Below are 24,703 nucleotides of genomic sequence, written 5' to 3'. Positions count from 1 at the left end.
GGCGCCTTGTGCAAATTGCAGGAGCTGCAGTTTCTATACAACTACCGCCACCAACACGCCACGCGGGTAATCTGCCAGGAGGGCAACAATGACGTCCAGGATATTCATCGGCCTCAGCGGCCCGACGTTCTACGACTACCAGAATACAGCGAGCCAGACAAGGAATGATGGCGTAGGCGCTCCGAATCCAATCCTTGAAAATTCGTTAGCACTGACAGTGTTCTATGACGAAATCTGGTTCCTTTGCGAAAGCCTCTGCCCGCAATCCCTGCGCGGGCACCCAAGCATCCGCTATCTGGACCAAGAGATCGACAAGCAACCCACTCATGTACAGGAAGACGTAAGGAGCGCGCTGAAACTTCCTCCGGACTACGGGGATGACAGCATGCGCGAGGTGATCAGTCGGAACTTTGATGAGTATTGGCCGAGAGCAGAAAATGCCGGAGCATACTGGTGGAATTCCAAAGGCCGAAGAATCGACAATCACACGCGCCCTCTTGACATTCTCGGCGTCCATTGCATTGCCAATTCCAACTCTCCTGCAACCCTCGCAACTGATATCGCAATTCACAAGGCGCTTGAGAAATCGCTCCCCATCACGCTTTCATTGAACTCCTTCTCGCAGGAGCTTTTTGCCAAGCGATTCCCAACACAGTTCCACCCAACCCAGGACGACAACACAAAGGCAAGGACCGGAAGCTTTGTAATCAATGCAATGGTCGATAACTGCGTGTCAATCCAGGGGCCTGACCCCATGATTTTCGATCACATTGCCACCAATGATTATACCAAGCAGTTCCGTCGCTATATTGCGGCCAAGAACATTGAGGATGCGGCGAGAAGCTACCTCGATGTGACCGCCGAAATTCGCGATGCCACGGCAAAGGCAATCAGGGGACAGGCCGATCAATCCCGCGTGGTTAAGGGACTCACCTCAATCTTCGTTGATGTAGTCATCGATTTTCTCGGGATCGGAACCTATTTGAAGGCCTCGAAATGGATCTATGGATTGGCCTCACCGCCCCCAATTTCGGCAGCTGCCTTCATTCTCGACCTTCAGGAACAGAAGGCCACCGGCCAGAACTCCGATTCCAATGAGCAGCGATCCAGATAAAGAAAGGCCGGCTTGCGCCGGCCTTCTTCTTTATTTCGCCTTGCCCTGGTTGGCTACGGCTTCAGCGGCCTTGCGCGCCGCTTCCGGGTCGCCCAGGTAGCGGAACGACTTCACCGTCAGGTCGTCGTTCAGTTCGAACAGCAGCGGGATGCCAGTCGGAATGTTCAGCTCGAGGATTTCCTCGCGCGAGACGTTGTTGAGGTACTTGTACAGCGCGCGCAGCGAGTTGCCGTGGGCGGTGACCAGCACGGTCTTGCCGTCCTTCAGCTGCGGCGCGATGGCGTCGTGCCAGTACGGCAGCACGCGGTCCAGGGTGGTTGCCAGCGATTCGGTGCCCGGCAGCGCATTGTGGTCCAGGCCCGCGTAGCGGCGGTCATGGATCGGGTGGCCCGGATCTTCCAGCTCCATCGGCGGCGGCGGGATGTCGTACGAACGACGCCACACCTTGACCTGCTCCTCGCCGTGCTTGGCGGCGGTCTCGGCCTTGTCCAGGCCCTGCAGGCCGCCGTAGTGGCGCTCATTGAGGCGCCAGGACTTGTTCACCGGCAGCCAGTCCTGTTCCAGCTCGGCCAGCGCACCCTGCAGGGTGTGGATGGCACGCTTGAGCACGGAGGTGTGGGCGACATCGAACTGCAGGCCTTCCTCGCGCATCAGGCGGCCGGCGGCGGCCGCTTCCCGGCGCCCCTGCTCGGTGAGGTCGACATCGACCCAGCCGGTGAAGCGGTTGTCCAGGTTCCACTGGCTCTGGCCATGGCGCAACAGTACGAGTTTACGGGTCACTGCAGGGTCTCCAATGCGAGGAAAGGCAGGCGCCCATTGTAGCCCCGGGCGCTGCTCACCGGACCGTGGCGCCGCGCATGCGATGCTGTGGCCAATGAATACGATGATCGATCCCGGGCGCTGGGAAGGCAGCGTCAGTGCCGCCCGCGCGCAGCAGCTTCAGCTGGTCGGCCGGGTGGAACGCCAGGACCGGCTGCCCCGCAACGTGCGCTGGCTGGCCGGGCTGGATGTCGGCTTCGAGGATGACGGCGCCACCACCCGCGCGGCCGCGGTACTGCTGGACGCAACGACGCTACGGCCTGTCGCGCAGGAGATCGCGCGCATTCCCACGGTGATGCCCTACATCCCCGGCCTGCTCAGCTTCCGCGAATTGCCCGCGCTGCTGGCGACGCTGGCCTTGCTGCCGCACGCGCCCGACCTGGTGTTCGTCGATGGCCACGGCATCAGCCATCCGCGCCGGTTGGGCATCGCCGCCCACCTGGGCGTGGTCACCGACCTGCCAAGCATCGGCGTGGCCAAGTCGAAACTGGTGGGCCGCTTCGTCGAACCGGGCGCCGAGGCCGGCGCGCATACGCCGCTGCTGGACGGCAATGAACAACTGGGCTGGGTACTGCGCAGCAAGGTGCGCTGCAAGCCGTTGTTCGTGGCCGGCGGCCATCGGGTCAGCGCGGATACCGCGCTGGACTGGGTGCAGCGCACACTGCGTGGCTACCGCCTGCCGGAGCCGACCCGGTTGGCGGATCGGCTGGCCTCGCGCCGGGACGAATAGCTGCGCCGGGCATCTCCCGGCACGCGCATCATCTTCGATCAACGATGCACGTGGCCGCGATGGCCCTGCGCGTCCTCGCCGTGGTCGTGGCCCTCATGGCCCTCGTGCTCGCCGCCCTTGGCCGGCGCCGGTTCGCCACAGGCTTCGCCGCAGTGGTCCGCCTCGATCTGCAGCGTCACATGCTCGATGCCGAAGTCATCGTGCAGGCGGCCACCCAGTTCACGGCGCAGCACATCGGCATCGGTGCCGTCGCGCATCACGATGTGCGCGGTCAGTGCCGGCGTGCTGGAAGCCAGCGCCCACACGTGCAGGTCATGCACGTCCAGCACGGCCGCGTGGCCGGACAGGCTGTCGCGCACCTTGGCCACGTCCATGCCCTTGGGCACGCCTTCCAGCAGCACGTTGATCGCCTCGCGCATCAGCACGTAGGTGCGCGGCAGTACCCACAGGCCGATCAGCACGGCCAGGATCGGGTCGATCGGCTTCCAGCCGGTCCACTTGATCAACAACGCGCCGGCGATCACCGCCACCGAGCCCAGCATGTCCGCCCACACTTCCAGGTAGGCGCCCTTCACGTTGAGGCTCTCGCCGCTGCCGGCCTGCAGCAGGCGCATCGAGATCAGGTTGATGATGAGGCCCGCGGCGGCGATCACCAGCATGCCGGAGGAAGCGATCTCCTGCGGCTCGCGGAAACGTCCCACCGCCTCCCACAGGATGTAGGCGGCGACCACGAACAGCATCGCGCCGTTGATCATCGCGCCCAGCGCTTCCAGGCGTGCATAGCCGTAGGTGCGCCGTGCATCCGGCGGGCGCCGGCTCAGTCGCACCGCCACCAGCGCGATCATCAGCGCCAGTGCGTCGGTGGCCATGTGCGCGGCATCGGACAACAGCGCCAGGCTGTTGGTCCAGAACGCGCCCACCACTTCGACGACGAGGAAGGTGGAGGTCAGGCCGAGCGCCCACCACAGGGGTTTCTCGTGGCGGATCTCGGATGGCAGGTGATCGTGGTCGTGGCCCATGGCAACAGCTCCTTTGCGATGGACGCAGGCTACGCGTGCGTGCGTGGGGAAACTATCACGGTGTTTATAACATTGCAGGCCACGCGGTCCCTCACCGGGCCGGGCCCGGCGCTACCGGAGCCCGTCCGGTGGCGCCAGGCCCGCCCCGGCGATCACAGCGGAGTGAAGTCCGCGTCCGATCAGAAGCCGAAGCGCAGGCTGGCCCAGTACGCGCGACCCGGCTCGTTGTAGGTCGCCGCACCGGCATCGCTGCTGTTGGCCTCGCGGAACAGGCGCTTGTCGGCCAGGTTGTTCACACCGAAGCCGAAGCTGACCGTCTCGGTCACCCTGTAGCGCGCGCTCACGCCCCAGATGTTGTACGCCCCGCGATCCTGCAGCGCGAGCGACGGATCGCAGGTGCCGGTGCAGCGCGGATCATTGTTGATGTTGGTGGTGGCCGGCTTCTGCTTGCCATAGAAGGTACCGGTCAGCAGCAGCGACAGCTTGTCGGTGGCCTGCCAGTCCAGCATGGTGTTGATCGTATACTTGGGGATCACCGACAGCGGCTGGCGCGTGGTCTTGTTCTCGTTCTCCACCATGTAGGTGAAGTTGTTGCTCCACTTCAGGCGGTTGCCCTGCTCGCCCAGCAGCGGGATCACCAGGTTGCCTTCCAGCCCCTGCACGATCGCCTTCGGCGCGTTCTCCCAGCGGAAGATGCGGCCCCTGCCATCGGCGGTCAGGCCGATCTGGTCGTAGCCGGCCTGGATCTTGTCCTTGTAGTCGTTGTGGAAGTAGGTCAGCGACGCCTGCCAGCCACTCTGCGGCGCCCACTCCACACCCAGTTCCTTGTTCACGCTGGTTTCCGCCTTCAGGTCCGCGTTGCCGCGCATGTAGCAGCCGGCACCCAGGCTCGGCAACGCATTCGGGCAACCATTGCCGCGGGTGTAGTACAGGTAGTCCGGATTCGACTGGTACAGGTTCGGTGCCTTGAAGGCGCGCGCGATGCCGCCCTTCACCACCCAGTCGCTGTTGATGCGGAACTGCGCGTTGAGGCTTGGGCTGGTGTTGTTGCCGAACTGGCTGTGGTGGTCGAAGCGCAGGCCCGGGGTGACGATCCAGCGCTCGCCCAGGTAGATGTTGTCTTCCACGAACACCGCAGTGGTCTGGGCATCGGCCTTGCCGCGTGCACGGTCGGCCGACAGGCCGGGGAGACCGCCACCGCTGCTGCTGGACTGGCTCATCGAGTACGGATCGGTCAGGCGGCTGTCCAGGTATTCAAAGCCCAGCGTCCAGATGTTCTCGGCGCCGCCCAGCGTGGTCGGGAAGCTCACTTCGCCATCCAGCTGGTAATTGCGCAGGCGCGAGGTCGACCAGTCGGTGCCGTTGAAGCTGCCTTCCGGGCCACCGGCCAGGCCTTCATTGATGCGCGAGTTGTTCACCGCCTCGACCGCGGCCGTGAGCCGCGAGGTCACGTCGCCCCAGCGGCCACGATGGGTGATCGCACCGGTGTTGCGGTACATGCGGTTGGTTTCCGCCTTGCCGTCGGCCAGCGCGGCCAGATCGACACCGGTCGAGGTGCCGGTGGTGCTGACGGCGCGGTCGCCGGCATAGATGTTGCCCTGGCGGCTGGTGCCGGCTTCGAACTCGACCACTTGGTCGGCGGTGAGGTCCCAGCGCAGCAGCGCGTTGATGTCACGGTTCTTGACGCCTTCGCGGCCAGCCGGCGGTACGGCATTCGGGTTGGTCGCGTACTGGCGGTTGAGGTCCAGCGAATCGGCGTCGGTCTTGTTGAGGTTGCCGTATAGCCGGAACGACAGGGTATCGGTCATCGGTCCGCTCAGCTGCAGGCCGACGCGTTCGCTGCCGCCTTCGGCACTGTGCTCGGGCACCAGGCCATACAGGTCAACCGCGCCGGTCAGGTCGCCGGTCGGGCGCTTGGTGATGATGTTGACCACGCCGCCGGAAGCGCCGGAACCGTAGCGGGCTGCCGCCGGTCCGCGCAGCACTTCGATGCGCTCGATCATCTCCGCGGGGACCCAATTGGTGTCGCCGCGCGTGTTGCGCTCGCCGCTGCGGCCCATGCGCACCGCATCGCGTGCGCCGATGCGCTTGCCGTCAACCAGGATCAGGGTGTTTTCCGGGCCCATGCCGCGCAGGTCGATCTGGCGGTTGTTGCCGTACTGGCCGGAAGCACTGTTGCCGGTCAGGTTGACGCCCGGCATGGTGCGCAGCAGTTCGGCGATGTCGTTGGCCGGCGGGCGCTTGGCGATGTCCTCGGCGGTGATGGTCGAGGTGCCCAGCGCCTGCCGCGCGATCTGCGAGGCAGTGACGTGCACCGTGTCGATATCGGTTGCGTCGGTTCCGGCCTGGGCGGTCAGGGCGCTGCCCGCCAGCAGGGCGGCAACGGCGAGCGCCAGCGGGCGCGGCGAAAGGACAACGGCTCGGGACATGATCTGGACCTTCTGGCAGGGCAACGGGGCCTCTGGCAAAGGGCTTGAGGCGACGACGAGGGGGGAGGCGGAGCGTCGCTGCAGTCGCCTGCGGCCCGTTCCGTGCGCGCATTCTCCCATTAATGCGATTGATTCTCAAATGCGTTCACTCATTGCAGCAGCAGGCGCGATGTGCTTTGCGCACCGGGCAAGCCTGCATCGCGCTTAAACTGGCCGGCTCACCCGCCATCAACCGCACGCCACCACCGCCGATACCGGTGGTTTGCCGTACGCAGCCAGAGATCGACGTGGAATCACCCCAATTGGACGATGCCAGCCAGCCGTTGGCCGAGGCGTGGCAGCATTGCCTGCAACAGGCCGGCCCGGCCGCCACCGCGCTGTTGCGCGCCGCTGCCACCGATGCCCCGCCCGCGCTGGCCCAGCGCTTCTACGAAGTGCTGCTGCAGGATGCACGGGCACGCCGTTTCCTGTCCCATGAGCAGGTCAAGCAGCGCCTGCAACCGGCCATGCAGCGCTGGCTGGTGCAGTTGCTGACCACCGATGCCGCCGGCATCGCCACCACCGTCGCCTCGCAACGGGTGATCGGCGATGTGCACGCGCGGGTCGGCATTCCCGTCGACCTGGTGACCCGTGGCGCGCGCGTGCTCAAGCACGAGCTGTTCGTGCGCCTGCGCGACACTGCGCCCGACAGTGCCACCGCCTTCGCCGCCATCGACTGCCTCAGCGCGATCATGGACATCGCCATGGAAGGCATGACCCTGGCTTACACCCATGCGCGCGAACGCTCCACTCGTGCCGATGCGGCCTACCGGTTGTTCTCGCTGGTGCAGAACGTCAGCACCGAGCGCGAGCGTCAGCGCGCCCTGCTGCTGGATTGGGAGAACGCCCTGCTGTACGCCCTGGCCGGCCATGTGCAGGGCAGCGACAGTGCCAGCCTGGCCAGCTCCGAGTTCGGCCTGTGGTTCACCCACAAGGGCATCCCCAGCTTCGGTGAAAGCAGCGAGACCCAGCAGGTCGGGCAGTTGATGGCGCGTATCGATGATCGCCTGCAACAGGCCGCCACCGACGCCACTGCCCAGCGGCTGGCCGGGCTGCCATTGATCCGCGAAGACCTGGCAGCCATCCGCACGCTGATGACACTGCTGTTCGAGCGCATCGGCGAACTGGATGCCGGCAGCGACGCCCTGACCAACCTGCTCAACCGCCGTTTCCTGCCGACGGTACTGCGCAGGGAGATCGAGCTGGCCACGCGCAACCACACGCCGTTCTCGCTGCTGCTGCTCGATCTGGATCATTTCAAGGCCATCAACGACGGCCACGGCCATGATGCCGGCGACCGCGCGTTGCAGCACGTGGCCGGCCTGCTCGGCCAGCTCACCCGCGGCAGCGATTATCTGTTCCGCTATGGCGGCGAAGAATTCGTGGTGGTGCTGGTCGCGGCCAGCGAATCGCAGGCCGAAGTGATTGCCGAAAGCCTGCGCCGGCAGATCGCACAGTCGCCGGTGGCCCTGGCCAATGGACAGGTACTGGCACTGACCGCCAGCATCGGCGTGGCCGGCCATGACGGCCACCCGGATTACGAGCGGCTGATGGCGCGCGCCGACGCCGCGATGTACGAGGCCAAGCGCAGCGGCCGCAACCGCGTGGTGGTGGCCAGCGAGGCGTTGGAGGAGGCGCCGGGGCGGCGCGCATTGCAGCGGTAGCGTCAACGCCGGACGGGCGTGTCGCTCCGCAGGGGCATGCCGCGGTATGCCCCACATCCCCACCACAGCAGTGCCAGCACTGCGATGCCCGCCCCCAGCAGGCACACCGCGGCCCAACCATGCCGGGCCTGCACCCACGGCCCGGCCGCCGCACCGATGCCGCTGCCCACCGCGTAGAACAGCATGTACAGCGCCACCAGGCGCCCATGTTGTTCCGCCGGTGCACGCAGCAGCAGCGCCTGGTTCGACACATGCAGTGCCTGCCCACCGAGGTCGAGCACGACCACGCCCAGCAGCAGCAGCGACACCGACTGTTGAAGCCCCAGCAGCGGCCACCAGGCGAGCAGCATCAGCAGCAGCGCGCCGAGGCTGACCCGATGGGCGAAGCCACGATCCATCCAGTGCCCCACACGCGCCGCCATCAGTGCACCGAGCACACCGGCCAGGCCGAGGGCACCGATGGCGGCGGTCGACCAGTTCAACGGCGGTGCCGACAGTGGCAGCGGTGCCGCTGCCCAGAACACATTGAGGCCGGCAAACAGCAGCAGCGCCAGCGGAGCACGCTCGCGCAGCGTTCGATCCCGCCGCAGCATGCCCAGCATCGAGCACAGCAGCGCCGACCAGCGCGGCGGTATCGACGGCACCGGAACCGCCGGCAGCCGCCGCCACAGCACCCCTGCCAAGGCTGCCATCAGCAGCGCTGAAAGCAGATAGACCGCCCGCCAGCCAGCACTGGCCGCCACCACGCCCGATAGCACGCGCGCCAGCAGAAGGCCGATGAACACTCCCCCCTGCACCACACCTACGCTGCGACCGCGCTGCTCGGGCGGCGACAGCGTGGCGGTATAGGCGATCAACCCCTGGGTCAGCGCCGTGCCCAGCAGCCCGGCCAGCAGCATGCCCGACAGCAGCCACACCGCGGTGCGTGCCGCCGCCAGCCACACCAACGCCACCACCAGTGCCATCAGCTGTAATCGCAACAGCCGGCGGCGGTCACCGCGGTCAGCCAGCGGAAGCAGTCTGAGCAGTGCCAGCACGCTGCCAGCCTGGGTAGCGGCCAGTACCGCGCCCGCCACCGCGCGATCCAGCGCAAACGCCTGCGCCAGCTGATCCAGCAGCGGTTGTGCGTAATAGACGTTGGCGACGCTGGCGCCTGCGGCAACGGCCAGCAGGACCAGCAACGGTCGGGGAATGGATGCGGCCATTGCGATGTAGTTGCACATTGAAACTGGATGCAGGCTAGCGATGTTGGTTTTAAACTGCAACCACATTTGGAGACGCCCGCCATGCACGCTGACAGCCCCTGCCCCGTCGCCCGCAGCGCCGACCTGCTCGGTGATCGTTGGTCGCTACTGGTGATCCGCGATGCCTTCGACGGCGTCAGTCGCTTCGGCGACTTCCAGCGCAGCCTCGGCGCGGCGCGCAACATCCTCAGCGATCGCCTGCGCAGGCTGGTCGAGGCCGGCATCCTGCAGCTGCAGCCGGCCTCCGATGGTTCGGCCTACCAGGAATACGTGCTCACCGCCGCCGGCCTGGAGCTGTTCCCACTGCTGGTAGCGCTGCGCCAATGGAGTGAACGCCATCGCTTCGGCGCTGGCGAAGCCCACTCTTCCTTGATCCAGCGTGACAACGGTTCAGCCGTTCCCTACATGCAACCGCTGGACAACAACAGACAGCCGCTGCCCGCGCACGCCACTGTAGTGCGCAAGCTGTAGACGGCCGCATCCCCCGGATGGGGGGCTCGACAGGGCCACCGGTGTCAAATAGCATTCAATCGCAATTGCACACGGTTCTCATTGACTTCGGCGATGGCCGCTCCTACCTCTCCTTCTGCTGCCGGCGCTGCGCCGGCCAAGCGTGTGGCGCGCGTTAGCGGTCATGGCCTGCTCTGGGCCCGCGGGCTGCTGGCGCTGCTGGGCGGTTACGCGGTGGCCGCCTGCTGGGCTGCCGCGCTGGCGCGCCTGCTGCCCGGCGCCAGGGCCGATGCCACCCTGGTGGCGACCATGGCCGCGTTCGTGGTCTACGCCCTGGCCGCCATCTGGGCCTATGCCGCGCGCAGCACTCTGCGCGCCGCACTGGGTCTGCTGGCCGCGGGCGCACTCGCTGCACTGATCGCTTGGCTGCTGCGCGGGAACATCGCATGAGCAGCGCCGACAACCTGGGCGGCATCCGGCAATCACAATCGGTGCTGCACACCTGGTCGGGCCTGGTGGTCGGCTGGGTGCTGTTCCTGATCTTCATTGCCGGTACCGCGTCGTACTGGAAGGAAGAACTGACCCGCTGGATGCAGCCGGAAGTCGGCCTGCCCGCCGATGCCACCACCGCAGTGAACCAAGCCCAGCAGTTCCTGGCCCGCACCGCAGCCGACGCGCAGCGCTGGAGCATCGAACTCCCCGATTCGCGCAGCAGCGCCACCACCGTCAGTTGGCAGCCGAAGGGCGAGAAGGAACGCCGGCGCGGCCAGCGCAATCCCAACCAGGCCACTCTGGATGCCGACGGCACCCCGGTGCAGGTACGCGAAACACGCGGCGGCAATTTCTTCTACCGCCTGCATTTCGATCTGCACTACGTGCCGGTGCTGTGGGCGCGCTGGTTCATCAGTGCCTGTTCCATGCTGATGCTGGTGGCGATCATCAGCGGTATCATCACCCACAAGAAGATCTTCACCGACTTCTTCACCTTCCGCCGCGGCAAAGGCCAACGTACCTGGCTGGACGGCCACAATGCGCTTGCGGTGCTGTCACTGCCGTTCCATCTGATGATCACCTACACCGGTCTGATCACCCTGATGACCCTGTACATGCCGTGGGCGGTGGATGCGAACTACCCCGGTGGCCGCGATGCGTTCTTCGCCGAACTGTTCCCGCGTGCGGAGAAGGCCGAGGCCAGTGGGGTGGCCGCGACGCCGCCGGCGCTGGCCGAGGTGCTGCGCCGTGCCGAAGTGCAATGGGGCGGCGGCCATGCGGCCTCGCTGCAGGTCGAGCAGCCTGCCGATGCGGCGATGCGCATCAGCGTGCGCCGCCAGCAGGGCGACCAGATCGCTGGCGCTGCCGACACGCTGGCCTTCGATGCGCGCGGCAACCTGCTGGATGCGGCGCCGCCGCGTTCGGCCGCCGTCATCACCCGCGACGGCATGATCGGCCTGCATGCCGCGCGCTTCGCACCCACCACGATGCGCTGGCTGTTCTTCCTTTCCGGCGTGGCCGGCACGCTGATGGTGGCCACCGGGCTGGTGCTGTGGACGGTGAAGCGGCGCACCCAGCTGCCGGATCCGGCGCGGCCGCACCTGGGCTTCCGCATCGTCGAACGCCTGAACATCGGCTTCGTCACCGGCCTGCCGGTGGCGATGCTGGCCTTCCTGTGGGGCAACCGCCTGCTGCCGCTGGACGTGGCCAACCGCAGCGATGCCGAGGTGAAGGTGTTCTTCTACGCCTGGGCCGCCTGTGTGGTGCACGCGATGCTGCGCCCGGCCCGACGCGGCTGGGTAGAACAACTGGCATTGGCCGGCGCGTTGGCGCTGGGCCTGCCGCTGTACAACCTGGTGGTCTGGCAGGGCGGCGCGGTCAGTGCGCTGGCCAACGGTGATGGCGCCAAAGCCGGCATCGACATCGGCCTGCTGCTGATCGGCGCGAGCCTGTTGTGGGCCGCGCGCAAGGTGCACCGTTTCGTGCCGGCGCAGCGCAAGCCCCGCACCGCACGCGCCACCACGCCGGCCGAGGCGGGCGCATGAGCGTGCTCGCACTGCTGTTGGCGGCCGCCGCCTTCGCCTGCCTGGCCATGGCAATGGAACGCCACCACCGCGATGTGGCCGGCAATGCGCCACCAACGCCGCGCCGTCGCCTGCTGCAGGTGCTGGGCGCGCTCGGGCTGCTCGCCAGCCTGTTGGCCAGCATCACAGCCTGGGGCGCTGCACAGGGTTTTGTTGGTTGGTGCGGCGTGCTCGCCGCAGGCGCCGGGGCCATGGTGCTCTGGCTCAGTTTCCGCAGCCCGGCCAAGCCGGCGCCACGCCCGTCTTCCCGTTCCTGAACTAGAAAGGTCATTCCATGAAGTACACGCACTCTGGCGCCCTGCGCCGGAACGCCCTCGCCTTGTCCCTCGCCTGCGCCGCCTCGCCGGCGTTGGCCCAGGACACTGCGCCGGCCACCACCGAACTGGACCGGGTGATGGTGACCCAGCGCACCGAGGGCTACCAGGTCTATGGCACCAACACCGCCACCAAGCTGCCGTTGACCCTGCGTGAAACCCCGCAGTCGCTGACCGTGTTCACCCGCCAGCGCATCGAGGATTTCAACCTCATCACGATTTCCGAAGTGCTGCAGCAGACGCCGGGCGTCACCATCCAGTCGTATGACAGCAACCGCACGCTGTTCAACGCGCGTGGGTTTGCCATCAACAACTTCATGTTCGATGGCATTCCCACCAACTACACCACTGGCGCCGGCGGCAACTCGATCCTCAGCGACACATCCATCTACGAGCGCATTGAAGTGGTGCGCGGCGCCAGCGGCCTGGTGACCGGTTCGGGCAACCCGTCGGCCACAGTGAACATGGTGCGCAAGCGCCCGACCGAAACGTTCCAGGCCAGCACCAGCCTCAGCGCCGGTTCGTGGGATTACAAGCGCGCCGAAGTGGATGTATCCGGCCCGCTCAGCAAGAGTGGCCGCGTGCGCGGGCGCTTCGTCGGCGCCTACACCGACAAGGAAAGCTGGGTGCGCTTCCAGCATGACAAATCGCCCAGCCTGTACGGGGTGATCGAAGCCGACCTGACCGACAGCACCCGCCTGCGTGCGGGCATCGACTACCTGAAGACCGGTTCCGATGGCGGCGCCTGGAGCGCCTCGCCGCTGTACTTCCGCGATGGCAGCCGCGCGCACATGCCGCGTTCCTACAGCGCCGCAGCGCGCTGGAACGAATGGAACCGCGAAAGCACCAACTACTTCGCCACGCTGGAACAGCAGTTCGGCGCCGGCTGGAGTGGCCGCCTGGCCTACAACCACCGCGCCACCGACACCGATTCGCTGCTGCTGGCCGGTTCCAACACCGGCAACTGGGCCGACCCGGTCACCGGCCTGGGCCTGCGCATTGCCGATACCTACTCGGTCTCGGAAACCCGCGAAGATGCCTTCGACCTGTACGCGTCCGGTCCGTTCCAGCTGTTCGGCCGTTCGCACGAGCTGGTGGTGGGCATCAACCACTACGACCGTGACCTGGACACCATCCGCGCCGGCATCACCTCGCGCCCGTACAACGTGGCCGCCTTCCCCAGCATCTTCAGCTGGGACGGCAACATCGGCAAGCCGACCACCTACAACTACGGTATTCCGTCCAGCACGGTGAACACCACCGAAACCGGCTACTACGCCGCCGTGCGCCTGAATCCGATCGACCCGCTGAAGATCATCGCCGGCGCGCGCTATTCCGATTACCGCACCACCACCGACAACTACAACACCGACGGCGTGTTCACCAGCCGCAGCGCGCGCACCACCGCGCATGAGCTGACCCCGTACGTGGGCGTGCTGTACGACCTGAGCAGCAGCATCACCGCCTTTGCCAGCTATTCGGACGTGTTCCAGGCCACCGCGCGCCGCGACATCAACAACCAGCTGCTGGACCCCACCACCGGTGGCAACTACGAGTACGGCCTGAAGGCCGACTTCTTCGGCGGCCGCCTGTACGCGGCGTTGAACGGCTTCTACATGAAGCAGGACAACGTGGCCGAACTGGACCCGAACGGTGGTGAGATCAAGCTGCCCGATGGCAGTTCGCCGTACATCGCCAGCCGCGGCATCACCACCCAGGGCGGTGAGTTCGAAGTCTCCGGTTCGATCAACGACCACTGGAGCATGACCGGCGGCTACACTTACAGCTACAGCAGCAACCCCGATGGCAGCCGCTTCGCCAGCACCAGCCCGATGCACCTGGCCCGCTTCAACACCACCTGGACCCATGGCCAGTGGATGCTGGGCGGGGGTGTCAGCGTACAGAGCGAAATCTACCAGATGCAGCCCATTCCCACCGGTCGCTTCACCGCCAGCGGCACGCCGGTCACGGCCACCGGCAAGATGAGCCAGGGCGGCTACGTGCTGTTCGACCTTATGGGCCGCTACCGCATCAACGACAACCTGAGCGTGGGCGTGACGGTCACCAACCTGTTCGACAAGGCCTACTACCGCAACGTCGGCTTCTTCAACTCTGGCTATTGGGGTGAACCGCGCCGCGTGCTGTTCAACCTGCGCGCGAAGTTCTGAGCAACGGCGTAGCATCAGGGGCGGGCCTTCGGGCCCGCCTTTTCATTGCCCGCCAAGGAAACACCCGATGCTGCACCGTGCCCTGTCCTGCCCTGCCCGCCTGCTGCTGACACTGGCCCTGCTGCTGGGCACGCCCCTGTTGCAGGCCCGCGAGGTCGCCGTACCGGCCGCCCATGTAGAGGCCGATGGCCCCTATGTGTTCCGCCAGGGCAACCAGCTGCAGGCCAAGTGGATCTGCGCCGACAAGGTCGAGTCGCGCACGCTGGCCACCAGCGCAATAGGCACCGATATCGCGCCACGCTGCGGGTACGCGCACACCGTGCACGTGGCCGCACCCACTGCGCCCTCGGTCTCCGTGCTGCCGGCGGTGCCGCGCATCGTCGCGCTGTCCGACATACACGGCCAGTACGGGCTGCTGGTGCGCCTGCTGCGCGCCAACAAGGTCATCGATGCCCAGGACCGCTGGGCAATGGGCAAGGACACCCTGGTCATCGCCGGCGATGTGTTCGACCGCGGCCCGCAGGTGACCGAAGCGTTCTGGCTGCTGTATGGCCTTCAACAGCAGGCCGCCGCTGCCGGTGGCGCGGTGCACTTCGTGCTCGGCAACCACGAGACCATGGTGCTGTACGACGACCTGCGCTACGTCAACCCGAAGTACCTGCGCAGCGCGCAGCTGCTCGGCCGCAGCTACCCGCAGCTGTACGGCGCAGATTCGGTGATCGGCCAATGGCTGCGCACCCGCCCGGTGCTGCTGAAGATCGGTGACACCCTGTTCCTCCATGGTGGTATCTCGCCCGAGGCGGTGGCACTGGCGCTGGACCCGGCGCGCACCAATGCGGCCTACCAGGCCTCGCTGGGCCTGCCCAAGGCCGAGGTGAAGGCCGACCCCGCCACCGCGCCGCTGTATGACGGCAAGACCAGCCCGATCTGGTACCGCGGCTATTTCGATGGCCGCCTCGACACCGCCGGTGTACAGAACGTGCTCGACCGCCTGCAGCTGAAGCGCATCGTGGTCGGCCACACCTCGATGCCGCACGTCAGCAGCTTCCATGGCGACCGCGTGATCGCGATCGACAGCAGCATCAAGAACGGCGAGAACGGCGAGCTGCTGTTCATCGAGAACGGCGCGCTCAGCCGTGGCCTGCTGGACGGCTCACGGGTGCCGCTGGCACCGGGCGAACCCGGCCTGCAGGACTGAATGGCGGGACAGCGCGGCGGCGGCCAACCGCCCCGCGCCGCTCCACCTTCACCCGGTTTGCGGCTACCCTCGGCAGCCGAGAGGCCCACCCCGTCCATCCGGTGGGCCTGACCGTTACAGGAGCCCCCGCGCATGCGCGTATTGATTGCTGAAGACGACCCGGACATTGCCTCCGGCCTGTGCGCCTCGTTGCGCCGGCAGGGGCATGTGGTCGACCACGTCGACAATGGCGCGCACGCCGATGCTGCGCTGGGCTCCACCCAGTACGCGCTGCTGGTGCTGGACCTGGGCCTGCCGCAGCTGGACGGCCGCGATGTGCTGCAGCGCCTGCGCCAGCGCGGTGATGGCCTGGCGGTACTGGTGGTGACCGCGCGCGATGGCCTGGCCGAACGCGTGCGCGTGCTCGACCTCGGTGCCGATGACTATCTGGTCAAGCCGTTCGCGCTGGACGAATTCGAAGCGCGCGTGCGTGCGCAGCTGCGCCGGGTCACCAGCAATGGCAATCCGGACCTGCGCATCGGCCGCCTGCGCCTGGACCTGGCCGGTCACCGGGTGTGGATCGATGACCAGTCGCTGGAACTGACCGCGCGGGAGTTCGGCCTGCTGTCGGCGCTGGCGGTACGCGCCGAGCGCATCGTCTCGCGCGCGCAGCTGGTGGAAGCACTGTGCGACTGGGGCCAGGACCTGACCGACAACGGCCTGGATATCGCCCTGCACCGCCTGCGCCGCAAGCTGCAGCCGGGCGGCATGGGCATCCGCACCGTGCGCGGGCTGGGCTACATGCTGGAAGACGGGCAGGACGACAGCGCCCCGTGATCAGTGGACCGCCCAGCCTGCGCCGGCGCCTGCTCGCCTTCCTGGCGTTGCCGATGCTGGGCCTGCTCATCTTCAATACGATCCTGGCCTATTACGTTGCGCTGGACTATTCCAACCGCATCCACGACCGCAACCTGATCGACGATACGCATTCGTTCGCGCAGATGCTGAGCACCATGCCGGTGACCAGCGACCTGTCACCGCAGGCGCGCTTCCTGATCGAATACGATCCCGACGGCCATCGATATTTCAACGTCGACAGCAGCCGCAAGGGCACCCTCAGCGGCAACGCCGACTTCAGCCCATACGCGCCGTCGCAGGACTGCGCGGGCGTGCATCCGGCGCTGTATGACGGCAACCTCAACGGCCAGCAGGTGCGCATGGCCACCGTCTGCACCCAGGCGATGAACGATCCGCAGGACCAGCTGGCGGTGACCGTGGCCGAAAGCATGGCCGACCGCCGCCAGCGCGCGCGCGAGATCCTGATGATCATCATCCCGCTGATGACCATGCTGGCACTGGGCACCGCCGCGCTGGTCTGGTTCGGCGTGACCTACGGCCTGCGCATCCTGACCCCGCTGAGGACCCGTCTGGCACAGCGCCGCGGCGAACTGGCGCCGATCTCCGATGCCGACGTGCCGGAAGAGATCCAGCCGCTGATCAGCACCATCGACGATCTGTTCGCGCGCCAGGCCGAAATGATCACCCTGCAGAACCGCTTCATCGCCGATGCCGCGCACCAGTTGCGCTCGCCGCTGGCCGGCATGGCCCTGCACGTGGACCAGGCGCTGGCGCATGGCGACCCGGACACCGTGCGCGAAGCCCTGCAGCACATCCGCCGGCTCAACCAGCGCACCGCCCGGGTCAGCACCCAGCTGCTGGCGCTGAGCCGGGCGCAGACCGTGCCGGACACGGTGGAAGCGCTGGACCTGTGCGAACTGGTACCGCAATGGGTCGGCATGCGCGTGCCGGAGGCGATCCGCGATGGCATCGACCTCGGCTACCGCGGCAGCAGCCAGCCGCTGCGCGTGCTCGGCAACGGCGCCATGCTGCAGGAGGCGCTGGACAACCTGATCGACAACGCCCTGCGCTATGCCGGCCGTGATGCCACCGTCACGGTTGGCGTGCACGCGCTGGATGACAATGACGTCGAACTGTACGTGGAAGACAACGGCCCCGGCGTGCCCGAGGACGTGATGCCCCGGCTCGGCGAACGCTTCTTCCGTGCCCCCGGCACCGCCGCCAGCGGCACCGGGCTGGGGTTGGCCATCGCCCATGAGGCGGTGGAGCACTTCGGCGGGCGCCTGGCCTTCCTCAACCGGCCCGGTGGCGGGCTGAAGGTGGCCATCACGCTGCCGCTGCTGAAGGCCCCCTGACCCGGCCCGGGGCGTTGAAAGGCTGGTGAAAATCGCGCTTGCGATCCTGCCATCCCCACTGCCCCCCGGAGCCGCCAGGTGACCGAATCGCACGACTTCTTCCTCCCCGGTGGCCCGCAGGGCGTGCTGCTGGTGCATGGCCTGACCGGCACCCCGGCGGAAATGCGCATGCTGGGCAAGGGCCTGAACAACGCCGGCTTCACCGTGCACGGCGTGCAGCTGCCCGGCCATTGCGGCACCGTGGATGACCTGCTGGCGACCACCTGGGAGCAGTGGTACCAGGGCGTGGAAGATGCGGCGGCCGAGCTGCGCGGCAAGGTCGACCAGCTGTTCGTCGGTGGCCTGTCGATGGGCGCGGTGCTGTCGCTGGCACTGGCCGCGCGCCGTCCGGAGTGGGTGTCCGGCGTCGGCGTGTATGGCGCCACCTTCCGTTACGACGGCTGGAACATCCCGGCCGTGGCCCGCCTGTCGTTCCTGCTGCCGTGGTTCAAGCGCTTCAACATCGGCCGCGACCGCATGTTCATGGAGGAGCCGCCGTACGGCCTGCGTGACGAGCGCCTGCGCGCGCAGGTCAGCGCCGCCATGCTGTCCGGCGACAGCGCCGCCGCCGGCCTGCCTGGCAACCCCTGGCATGCCCTGGCCGAAATGCGTGCACTGAGCCACTGGACCCGCCGCCACCTGCACCAGGTGACTGCCCCGTGCCTGGTGATGCACGCCCGTGAGGATGATGTGGCCAGCATGGGCAATGCCGAACTGGTGATGTCGCGGGTCAGCGGCCCGAAGGAACTGGTGGTACTGGAAGACAGTTACCACATGATCACCATCGACCGCGAACGCCGCGACGTCATCCGTCGCAGCGCGCGTTTCTTCACCGAAATCGGTGAACGCAGCGGCGTGCTCAAGGCGGTGGCCTGAGATGGGGGCACTCGCCACCCTGCTGTGGCTGGCCAACGTCGTGCTCGATACCGGTGGCCAGCTCGCCTTCAAGGCTGCGGCCAGCGACCCGCAGGACGGCGAAGGCCTGCAACGCTGGAAACACATGCTCAGCCGCCCCTGGCTGTGGATCGGCATCGCCTGCTATGTGCTTGAGTTCGTCGCCTGGATCGCCTTCCTGTCGCTGGTACCGCTGTCCAAAGGCGTGCTGCTGGGCTCGATCAACATCGTGGCGCTGATGATCGCCGGCCGCTTCCTGTTCCGCGAGAAGCTCACGCCGTTGCGGGTCACCGGCATGCTGCTGGTTACCGCCGGCGTAGCCGTGGTGGGGGCCGGCTCATGAGGCGCCTGTATGTGATCGGTTTCCCGCTGCTGATGGCCTTCGACACATTGGCCCAGCTGTGCTTCAAGTATGCCGGCGATGCCGCGCTGCCGGTCGAAGCCAACAGCGCGTGGCTGCTGCGCGTGCTGTCGCAGCCGTGGGTCTACGGCGCCATCCTCGGCTACATCGGTGCCTTCTTCACCTGGATGAGCCTGCTGCGCCATGCGCCGATCGGCCCAGCATTCGCCGCTTCGCACCTGGAAGTGATCAGCGTGCTGCTGCTGTCGGCCTGGCTGTTGAACGAGCCACTGACCCTGCATCACCTGGTCGGCGCGGTACTGATCGTGGCCGGCATCGTCTGCCTGGGCCGTGCCGAAGCAGACGACCCGCACAGCCCCGCCGAAAGCACCGCGTGAGCGTTGCGATGAGCCTGTTCGCGCGCGAACTGCCACCGACCGCAGGCCTGCCGATGCAGGCCAGCGACTTCCTTCCCGGTGGTGGCGACCTGTGCGACATCCTGGCCCGACAGCTCGGCACACCGCCGCTGCAGCTGACCTGCTCCGGTACCCACGCGCTGCTGATCGCGCTGCGCACCCTGCGCAAGCGCGCGCCCAATCGTGACACCGTGATCCTGCCGGCCTACACCTGCCCGCTGGTGCCGATCGCGGTGCACAGCCTGGGCCTGCGCGTGCAGCTGTGCGATACCCGCCACGGCCACTTCGACTTCGATCCCGGCCAGCTCAAGCGGCTGGCCGATGCGCGCACGCTGGCGATCCTGCCAACCCACCTCGGTGGCCGCATCGCCGATGTCGAGCTGGCCTGCGAGATTGCACGCGGCGCGGGTGCCTGGGTCATCGAGGATGCCGCGCAGGCACTGGGTGCACGGATCGGCAACAGCAGTGTCGGCCTGCGCGGCGATATCGGTTTCTTCAGCCTGGCCGCCGGCAAGGGATTGAGCCTGCACGAAGGCGGCCTGCTGGTCAGCCGCGACGACGAGCTGCGTGCCGCGCTGGCCGGACATGCTGCCGAACAGGTACGTTCCAGCCTGCGCTGGGAGCTGCTGCGCAGCGTGCAGCTGCTCGGCCTGGTGGCCTGCTACCGACCTTCGCTGCTGTCGCTGGTATACGGCAATCCACTGCGCGGCGCGCTGCAGCGTGGCGACCTGGAAGAAGCGGTCGGTGACATTTTCCCGCTGCAGATTCCACAGCACCGGGTCAGCCAGTGGCGGCAGAACATCGGTGCCCATGCCGCGCGGCGATTGCCGGCCTTCCTGCAGGCCGGGCGCCTGCGTGCGTTGCAGCTGCGCGTGCAGCTGGCCCAGCTGCCGGCGGTGGAGGTGGTCGATGGCCTCGCTGGTACCGGTGGCACCTGGCCGATGCTGATGCTGCTGCTGCCCAGCCAACGTGCCCGCGATGCCGCACTGAAAAACCTGTGGCCGCGCGGCCTCGGCGCCAGCCGCATGTTCATCCATGCGCTGCCCGACTACGCCTACCTGCGCGGCATCGTACCGGCGACCGACGTGCCCAACGCACGCGACTTCGCCGCACGCATGCTGACCCTCGGCAACAGCGCCTGGCAGACCCGTGAAGAGACTGCGGAAATCCTGCGGGCGCTGGCGGACGCCCAGCCCTGAAAGCAGCTGTTTGCGGGCATCTCGCCCATTCAGCAAGATCATTTCCTGAACGCTTCCCACGCCCGGAAATGAAGGCTTTCAACAGGAAAGGAACGAGAAAGGCGGCCTGCCTACATTGAGCCTGCCCCGGCACCGTGCCGGACGCCTTTCCCATCGACGGACCTGCCCATGCACTGGAGCATCCTGTGTGACTTCGACGGCACCATCAGCCTCGAAGATGTCATCGACTCGCTGCTGGAGAAGTACGGCCAGCCGGGCTGGCAGGAACTGGAGGAACAGTGGAAGTCGGGAAAGATCGGCTCGCGTGAATGCATGCAGGGCCAGGTGCGGCTGCTGAAGCTGGACCCGGCCACGCTTGATGCGCACCTGGACCAGGTGCAGATCGATCCGGGCTTCACTGCCTTCGTCGCCCGCGCCGAGCAGCTGGGCCTGCCGCTGCGCATCGTCAGCGATGGCCTGGACTATGCGATCCACCGCATCCTCGCCAACCACGGCCTGTCGCGGCTGCCGGTGGTGGCCAACCACCTGCGCTGGTGCGAAGACCACTGGGAACTGGAATCGCCCTACCAGTCCGAAGGCTGCCGCAGCGGCACCTGCAAGTGCACCTGCGCTGCGCAGGCACGTGCCAACGAAGCACCGCGCGTGCTGATGATCGGCGACGGCAGTTCGGACTTCTGCGTGTCGGAGGATGCCGACTTCGTGTTTGCCAAGCGCCGCCTGATCACGCATTGCACCCATGCCGGCATCGAACATGCCGCGATCGATACCTTCCACGATGCCATCGCGCTGTTGCCGCGCCTGCTCGATGGCAGCCTGCTGCAGCCACGTCGCATCGACGCCAGCCCGCAGCCCACTGCACTGCCCCTGCTGCTGGCCACCGCCTGAGCACTCCCTTCCAGCCCCGCTCCCCCGTTGCCCCCTTTCGAACGTCCTTCACGGAACCGAACTGCATGAACATTTTTGACAAGAACGCCGACGCCGCTGCCTCCGACGCGCAGCTGCTGGCCGACGAAGCCCGCTACAGCTCCTTCGGCGACACCGTCCACTACGTCGACCCGCCGAAGATCTTCCAGCGCGGCGAAGGCAGCTACATGTTCGATGGTGCGGGCGTGCCCTACCTCGACCTGCAGATGTGGTACTCGGCCTGCAACTTCGGCTACAGCAACAAGCGCCTGAACGATGCGCTGAAGGACCAGATCGACACCCTGCCGCAGGTCGCCAGCCAGTACCTGCACCCGACCCGCGTGCAGCTGGCCAAGACCATTGCCGTGGACATGCACGAGAAGTTCGGCCTCGACGGCCGCGTGCACTTCAATGTCGGCGGCGCGCAGGCCATCGAAGACTCGCTGAAGATCGTGCGCAACGCGCGCGGTGGCAAGAGCCTGATGTTCGCCTTCGAAGGCGGCTACCACGGCCGCACCCTGGGTGCCTCGTCGATCACTTCCAGCTACCGCTACCGCCGCCGCTACGGTCATTTCGGCGAGCGCGCGATGTTCATCCCGTTCCCGTACCCCTTCCGTCGCCCGAAGGGCATGACCCCGGACGAGTATTCCGACCACTGCGTGTGGCAGTTCGAGCGCCTGTTCGAAAGCGAATACAACGGCGTGTGGGATCCCAAGGTCGGCCAGGCCGAGTACGCCGCGTTCTACGTCGAGCCGATCCAGGGCACCGGCGGCTACGTCATCCCGCCGCGCAACTTCTTCACCGGCCTCAAGCGCGTGCTGGACAAGTACGGCATCCTGATGGTGGTCGATGAAATCCAGATGGGCTTCTGGCGCACCGGCAAGCTGTGGTCGATCGAGCACTTCGGCGTGACTCCGGATGTGCTGGTGTTCGGCAAGGCACTGACCAACGGCCTGAACCCGCTGTCGGGGCTGTGGGCGCGCGAAGAGCTGATCAACCCGACCGTGTTCCCGCCGGGCTCCACCCACTCCACCTTCAACTCCAACCCGCTGGGCACCCGCCTGGGCCTGGAAGTGCTGAAGCTGGGCAAGGAGATGGACTACGAGCGCACCGTGCCGGAAAAGGGCGCGTACTTCCTCGACGGCCTGCGTGGCCTGCAGAAGCGCCACCCGGAAATCGGCGACGTCGACGGCCTGGGCCTGGCCCTGCGTGCGGAAATCTGCCAGACCGACGGCTACACGCCGAACAAGGAACTGCTGGACCGCATGGTCGACATCGGCCTGGCCGGTGACCTGCTGCACGACGGCAAGCGCATGGGCCTCGTGCTCGACGTGGGTGGCTGGTACAAGAACGTGATCACCTTTGCGCCGTCGCTGGACATCAGCTACGAAGAGATCGACCTGGCGATCACCCTGCTCGACCAGGCGCTGACCAAGGCCAAGGGCTGAAGTCGATGCGCTGCCGGTTCCCGTGCCGATGGAGATGACGTCACGTGCATCCAGCACTGCGCTGGAACCGGCCGCGCTGCTGGAGGGCTTCCTGGCCCACCCGCCGCTCGGATTCAAGGCAAGCCGCCTGCCCAGCGGCCTGCCGACCTTCCGTGCGCCGCTGGACCTGACCACCACGATGGACGACGCACTGCGCGGCAAGCTGCTCGGCCTGCCGCTGTCGCGCCTGTGGCGGCCATGGATCACCTGGCAGACCCGCTTCGTCGGTGCCACCAGCACCGAGTACACCCCGCTGCCGGCGCATGTCGCGCCGGAGGCGCTGGCCGAGGACGTGACGCGTCACGCGATCGGCGATACCCGGCTGCTGGTGGTCAAGGACCTGGCGATCGATTCGCCGCTGCTGGACGACGCGGCCAATGCACACAGCGGTGCCTTCCTGCAGGCGCTGCTGGCGCGTGGCTTCGTCGAACTGGAAGGCATGCCGCTGGCCTGGGTGGCGATCGATTTCGATTCGCTCGACGGCTATCTCGGCCGCCTGTCGTCCTCGCGTCGCAAGAACATCCGGCGCAAGCTGCGCTCGCGTGATGACCTGCAGATCGACTGCATCGCCACCGGCGATCCGGCGCTGGCCGACCCGCAGCTGCAGGCCGAACTGTATGCGCTGTACCTGGGCGTGTATGCGCAGAGCGCGGTGCACTTCGACCAGCTCGATCTGCCCTACTTCCAGCACCTGCTGGCCGACAGCCAGGGCCAGGGGCGGATGTTCCTGTACCGCCACCAGGGCCAGCTGATCGGCTGGAACCTGTGCTACGTGCACGCCGGCAAGCTGGTGGACAAGTACATCGGCCTGGCCTACCCGCAGTCGCGCGAGCACAACCTGTACGCGGTCAGCTGGATGCACAACCTCGAATACGCGCTGCAGCACGGCCTGAGCCATTACGTGGCCGGCTGGACCGACTCGCGGATCAAGGCCGAACTGGGTGCGAGCTTCACTTCCACCCGGCATGCGATCCACGCGCGCTCGCCGCTGCTGCGCGCCGCCCTGCGCCGGCTGGCGCCGCATCTGCAGGGCGAACCTGATGGAGGCGGTTGAACGATGCCATTGCGTTCCCCGCTGATCCTGGACCTGGATGGTGGCGTGCTGCCGCTGCCCCAGGCACAGACCCTGGCCCTGCCGCAATGGCATGATCCGCTGCGCTTTGCCTGCAGCAATGCCACGCTGGACCGCTTCGCCGCTGACGTGCTGGCCCCGCTGCCGGCCCAGCTCGGCACGGTCATGCTTGGCAGTGGCGACTTCCACCACCTCAGCCTGCCGCTGCTGCGGCGCTTGCGCGCGCAGGCAACGTTCCAGCTGGTGGTACTGGACAACCACCCCGACAACATGCGCTTCCCGTTCGGCATGCACTGCGGATCGTGGGTGAACGCCGCCAGCAAGCTGCCGCAGATTTCGCACATCCATGTGCTGGGCATCACCTCCAGCGACATCGGCCTTGGCCATGCCTGGGAGAACCATTGGCGCCCTCTGCTGGGCGGTCGCCTCACGTACTGGTGCATGGACGTGGACGTGGGCTGGGGCCATCGCCTGGGCATGGGCCGCGCCTTCCGCCGTTTCGAACATCCCGAGGCCCTGGTGGCTGCGTTCGCTGCCGAGCAGGCCAAGTCGCCGCAACCGACCTACCTGTCCATCGACAAGGATGTGTTCGCCGAGGACGTGGCCCGCAGCAATTGGGACCAGGGCCGTTTCCAGCTGGAAGACGCGCTGGTGGTGATCGAGGCGCTGCGCGCCGGCGGCCTGGTCGGCAGTGACATCACCGGCGAAGTATCGCTGGCCAATTACCGCAGCCGGTTCAAGCGCTGGCTGTCGTCGCTGGATGGCCAGCCCGACATCCCTGCCGACGATCTTCCCGTTTGGCAGGCGCGCCACCAGCAGGTGAACCGCGAACTGCTGGCGGCGATGGCCGCGGTGCCGACAGCCTGCTGACCGCTTGCGGTCGCGCCGTCCGCTGGCC

The 24,703-nt window shown here is 66.9% G+C and carries 23 protein-coding genes; 19 read left to right on the top strand and 4 right to left on the bottom strand.

Going from position 1 to position 24,703, the window contains the following annotated elements; genetic code table 11:
* The first annotated feature begins 88 nt into the window (after window positions 1-88).
* The gene (locus tag N7590_RS15610; RefSeq protein ID WP_164241366.1) at window positions 89-1,114 is read left to right on the top strand and encodes a hypothetical protein; all 1,026 of its coding nucleotides are present in this window, start codon (window positions 89-91) and stop codon (window positions 1,112-1,114) included.
* Between the two features lie 30 nt (window positions 1,115-1,144).
* Here the strand turns inward: N7590_RS15610 and gpmA are convergent, their stop codons facing one another.
* Window positions 1,145-1,894: a 2,3-diphosphoglycerate-dependent phosphoglycerate mutase gene (gene gpmA, locus N7590_RS15605; RefSeq protein ID WP_053511913.1), complete on the bottom strand. Its 750-nt coding sequence runs from the start codon at window positions 1,892-1,894 to the stop codon at window positions 1,145-1,147.
* A gap of 94 nt (window positions 1,895-1,988) precedes the next feature.
* Between gpmA and nfi the strand changes: the two genes are divergently transcribed.
* Window positions 1,989-2,663 carry a deoxyribonuclease V gene (gene nfi / locus N7590_RS15600; RefSeq protein WP_164241367.1) on the top strand — a complete coding sequence of 225 codons (675 nt, stop codon included), beginning with the start codon at window positions 1,989-1,991 and terminating at the stop codon, window positions 2,661-2,663.
* A 38-nt stretch (window positions 2,664-2,701) separates the two neighbouring features.
* On the opposite strand, the gene N7590_RS15595 is transcribed toward nfi, so the two are convergent.
* Window positions 2,702-3,682, bottom strand: coding sequence for a cation diffusion facilitator family transporter (locus tag N7590_RS15595; protein ID WP_164241368.1), 981 nt, complete (start codon window positions 3,680-3,682; stop codon window positions 2,702-2,704).
* Between the two features lie 179 nt (window positions 3,683-3,861).
* On the bottom strand, window positions 3,862-6,111 hold the full coding sequence (locus N7590_RS15590; protein WP_164241369.1) for a TonB-dependent siderophore receptor: 2,250 nt from the start codon (window positions 6,109-6,111) through the stop codon (window positions 3,862-3,864).
* 287 nt (window positions 6,112-6,398) lie between these two features.
* On the opposite strand from N7590_RS15590, the gene N7590_RS15585 reads away from it, so the two are divergent.
* Window positions 6,399-7,814 (top strand): GGDEF domain-containing protein, encoded by a 1,416-nt coding sequence (locus tag N7590_RS15585; protein ID WP_164241370.1) that lies wholly within the window; start codon window positions 6,399-6,401, stop codon window positions 7,812-7,814.
* A gap of 2 nt (window positions 7,815-7,816) precedes the next feature.
* Here N7590_RS15585 and N7590_RS15580 read toward each other — a convergent pair whose 3' ends face one another.
* On the bottom strand, window positions 7,817-9,037 hold the full coding sequence (locus tag N7590_RS15580) for an MFS transporter (protein WP_279935714.1): 1,221 nt from the start codon (window positions 9,035-9,037) through the stop codon (window positions 7,817-7,819).
* Between the two features lie 63 nt (window positions 9,038-9,100).
* Between N7590_RS15580 and N7590_RS15575 the strand changes: the two genes are divergently transcribed.
* The 16 genes from N7590_RS15575 to N7590_RS15500 all read left to right on the top strand — a co-directional run bounded on the left by N7590_RS15575 (window position 9,101) and on the right by N7590_RS15500 (window position 24,675).
* Window positions 9,101-9,529, top strand: coding sequence for a helix-turn-helix domain-containing protein (locus tag N7590_RS15575; protein WP_164241372.1), 429 nt, complete (start codon window positions 9,101-9,103; stop codon window positions 9,527-9,529).
* A gap of 93 nt (window positions 9,530-9,622) precedes the next feature.
* On the top strand, window positions 9,623-9,958 hold the full coding sequence (locus tag N7590_RS15570) for a DUF3649 domain-containing protein (protein ID WP_230078918.1): 336 nt from the start codon (window positions 9,623-9,625) through the stop codon (window positions 9,956-9,958).
* Window positions 9,955-11,544 carry a PepSY-associated TM helix domain-containing protein gene (locus N7590_RS15565; RefSeq protein ID WP_164241373.1) on the top strand — a complete coding sequence of 530 codons (1,590 nt, stop codon included), beginning with the start codon at window positions 9,955-9,957 and terminating at the stop codon, window positions 11,542-11,544. The genes N7590_RS15570 and N7590_RS15565 overlap by 4 nt, the downstream gene beginning before the upstream one ends.
* A complete protein-coding gene (locus N7590_RS15560) occupies window positions 11,541-11,840 on the top strand; it encodes a DUF3325 domain-containing protein (protein ID WP_164241374.1) in 300 nt (99 codons plus the stop codon). The genes N7590_RS15565 and N7590_RS15560 overlap by 4 nt, the downstream gene beginning before the upstream one ends.
* A 62-nt stretch (window positions 11,841-11,902) precedes the next feature.
* Window positions 11,903-14,065, top strand: a complete 2,163-nt coding sequence (locus N7590_RS15555) for a TonB-dependent siderophore receptor (protein WP_279935713.1) — start codon at window positions 11,903-11,905, stop codon at window positions 14,063-14,065.
* A gap of 67 nt (window positions 14,066-14,132) precedes the next feature.
* Window positions 14,133-15,263 carry a metallophosphoesterase gene (locus N7590_RS15550; RefSeq protein ID WP_164241376.1) on the top strand — a complete coding sequence of 377 codons (1,131 nt, stop codon included), beginning with the start codon at window positions 14,133-14,135 and terminating at the stop codon, window positions 15,261-15,263.
* A gap of 132 nt (window positions 15,264-15,395) precedes the next feature.
* Complete coding sequence (locus N7590_RS15545; RefSeq protein ID WP_049456140.1) at window positions 15,396-16,079, top strand: response regulator; 684 nt, start codon at window positions 15,396-15,398, stop codon at window positions 16,077-16,079.
* Window positions 16,076-17,455 (top strand): ATP-binding protein, encoded by a 1,380-nt coding sequence (locus N7590_RS15540; protein WP_053509417.1) that lies wholly within the window; start codon window positions 16,076-16,078, stop codon window positions 17,453-17,455. Before N7590_RS15545 ends, N7590_RS15540 begins: the two co-directional genes overlap by 4 nt.
* A gap of 78 nt (window positions 17,456-17,533) precedes the next feature.
* Window positions 17,534-18,370: an alpha/beta fold hydrolase gene (locus tag N7590_RS15535; RefSeq protein WP_008266311.1), complete on the top strand. Its 837-nt coding sequence runs from the start codon at window positions 17,534-17,536 to the stop codon at window positions 18,368-18,370.
* Window position 18,371: 1 nt separating this feature from the next.
* On the top strand, window positions 18,372-18,731 hold the full coding sequence (locus tag N7590_RS15530; RefSeq protein ID WP_006425769.1) for an EamA family transporter: 360 nt from the start codon (window positions 18,372-18,374) through the stop codon (window positions 18,729-18,731).
* Window positions 18,728-19,126, top strand: coding sequence for a DMT family transporter (locus tag N7590_RS15525; RefSeq protein WP_006425768.1), 399 nt, complete (start codon window positions 18,728-18,730; stop codon window positions 19,124-19,126). Before N7590_RS15530 ends, N7590_RS15525 begins: the two co-directional genes overlap by 4 nt.
* Window positions 19,127-19,134: 8 nt before the next feature.
* The gene (locus tag N7590_RS15520) at window positions 19,135-20,343 is read left to right on the top strand and encodes a DegT/DnrJ/EryC1/StrS family aminotransferase (protein WP_164241378.1); all 1,209 of its coding nucleotides are present in this window, start codon (window positions 19,135-19,137) and stop codon (window positions 20,341-20,343) included.
* Window positions 20,344-20,511: 168 nt separating this feature from the next.
* Window positions 20,512-21,228, top strand: coding sequence for an MtnX-like HAD-IB family phosphatase (locus tag N7590_RS15515; protein WP_053449159.1), 717 nt, complete (start codon window positions 20,512-20,514; stop codon window positions 21,226-21,228).
* 65 nt (window positions 21,229-21,293) lie between these two features.
* Window positions 21,294-22,694 (top strand): aminotransferase class III-fold pyridoxal phosphate-dependent enzyme, encoded by a 1,401-nt coding sequence (locus N7590_RS15510; RefSeq protein WP_006425764.1) that lies wholly within the window; start codon window positions 21,294-21,296, stop codon window positions 22,692-22,694.
* 28 nt (window positions 22,695-22,722) lie between these two features.
* Window positions 22,723-23,787 (top strand): GNAT family N-acetyltransferase, encoded by a 1,065-nt coding sequence (locus N7590_RS15505; protein WP_164241379.1) that lies wholly within the window; start codon window positions 22,723-22,725, stop codon window positions 23,785-23,787.
* Window positions 23,788-23,790: 3 nt separating this feature from the next.
* Complete coding sequence (locus N7590_RS15500) at window positions 23,791-24,675, top strand: arginase family protein (protein ID WP_053509423.1); 885 nt, start codon at window positions 23,791-23,793, stop codon at window positions 24,673-24,675.
* Window positions 24,676-24,703: the final 28 nt, after the last annotated feature.

This window comes from Stenotrophomonas sp. GD04024, from assembly GCF_029837545.1.
GTDB lineage: Bacteria > Pseudomonadota > Gammaproteobacteria > Xanthomonadales > Xanthomonadaceae > Stenotrophomonas > Stenotrophomonas forensis.
This window is presented reverse-complemented; position numbering and strand designations above follow the sequence as displayed.

What these genes read in the sequence shown, in the direction of transcription:
- N7590_RS15610 (WP_164241366.1), top strand. Translation starts at nt 89, where the DNA reads ATGACGTCCAGGATATTCATCGGCCTCAGCGGCCCGACGTTCTACGAC.
- nfi (WP_164241367.1), top strand. Translation starts at nt 1,989, where the DNA reads ATGAATACGATGATCGATCCCGGGCGCTGGGAAGGCAGCGTCAGTGCC.
- N7590_RS15595 (WP_164241368.1), bottom strand. Translation starts at nt 3,682, where the DNA reads ATGGGCCACGACCACGATCACCTGCCATCCGAGATCCGCCACGAGAAA.
- N7590_RS15590 (WP_164241369.1), bottom strand. Translation starts at nt 6,111, where the DNA reads ATGTCCCGAGCCGTTGTCCTTTCGCCGCGCCCGCTGGCGCTCGCCGTT.
- N7590_RS15580 (WP_279935714.1), bottom strand. Translation starts at nt 9,037, where the DNA reads ATGTGCAACTACATCGCAATGGCCGCATCCATTCCCCGACCGTTGCTG.
- N7590_RS15575 (WP_164241372.1), top strand. Translation starts at nt 9,101, where the DNA reads ATGCACGCTGACAGCCCCTGCCCCGTCGCCCGCAGCGCCGACCTGCTC.
- N7590_RS15570 (WP_230078918.1), top strand. Translation starts at nt 9,623, where the DNA reads ATGGCCGCTCCTACCTCTCCTTCTGCTGCCGGCGCTGCGCCGGCCAAG.
- N7590_RS15565 (WP_164241373.1), top strand. Translation starts at nt 9,955, where the DNA reads ATGAGCAGCGCCGACAACCTGGGCGGCATCCGGCAATCACAATCGGTG.
- N7590_RS15560 (WP_164241374.1), top strand. Translation starts at nt 11,541, where the DNA reads ATGAGCGTGCTCGCACTGCTGTTGGCGGCCGCCGCCTTCGCCTGCCTG.
- N7590_RS15550 (WP_164241376.1), top strand. Translation starts at nt 14,133, where the DNA reads ATGCTGCACCGTGCCCTGTCCTGCCCTGCCCGCCTGCTGCTGACACTG.
- N7590_RS15545 (WP_049456140.1), top strand. Translation starts at nt 15,396, where the DNA reads ATGCGCGTATTGATTGCTGAAGACGACCCGGACATTGCCTCCGGCCTG.
- N7590_RS15530 (WP_006425769.1), top strand. Translation starts at nt 18,372, where the DNA reads ATGGGGGCACTCGCCACCCTGCTGTGGCTGGCCAACGTCGTGCTCGAT.
- N7590_RS15525 (WP_006425768.1), top strand. Translation starts at nt 18,728, where the DNA reads ATGAGGCGCCTGTATGTGATCGGTTTCCCGCTGCTGATGGCCTTCGAC.
- N7590_RS15520 (WP_164241378.1), top strand. Translation starts at nt 19,135, where the DNA reads ATGAGCCTGTTCGCGCGCGAACTGCCACCGACCGCAGGCCTGCCGATG.
- N7590_RS15515 (WP_053449159.1), top strand. Translation starts at nt 20,512, where the DNA reads ATGCACTGGAGCATCCTGTGTGACTTCGACGGCACCATCAGCCTCGAA.
- N7590_RS15510 (WP_006425764.1), top strand. Translation starts at nt 21,294, where the DNA reads ATGAACATTTTTGACAAGAACGCCGACGCCGCTGCCTCCGACGCGCAG.
- N7590_RS15505 (WP_164241379.1), top strand. Translation starts at nt 22,723, where the DNA reads ATGGAGATGACGTCACGTGCATCCAGCACTGCGCTGGAACCGGCCGCG.
- N7590_RS15500 (WP_053509423.1), top strand. Translation starts at nt 23,791, where the DNA reads ATGCCATTGCGTTCCCCGCTGATCCTGGACCTGGATGGTGGCGTGCTG.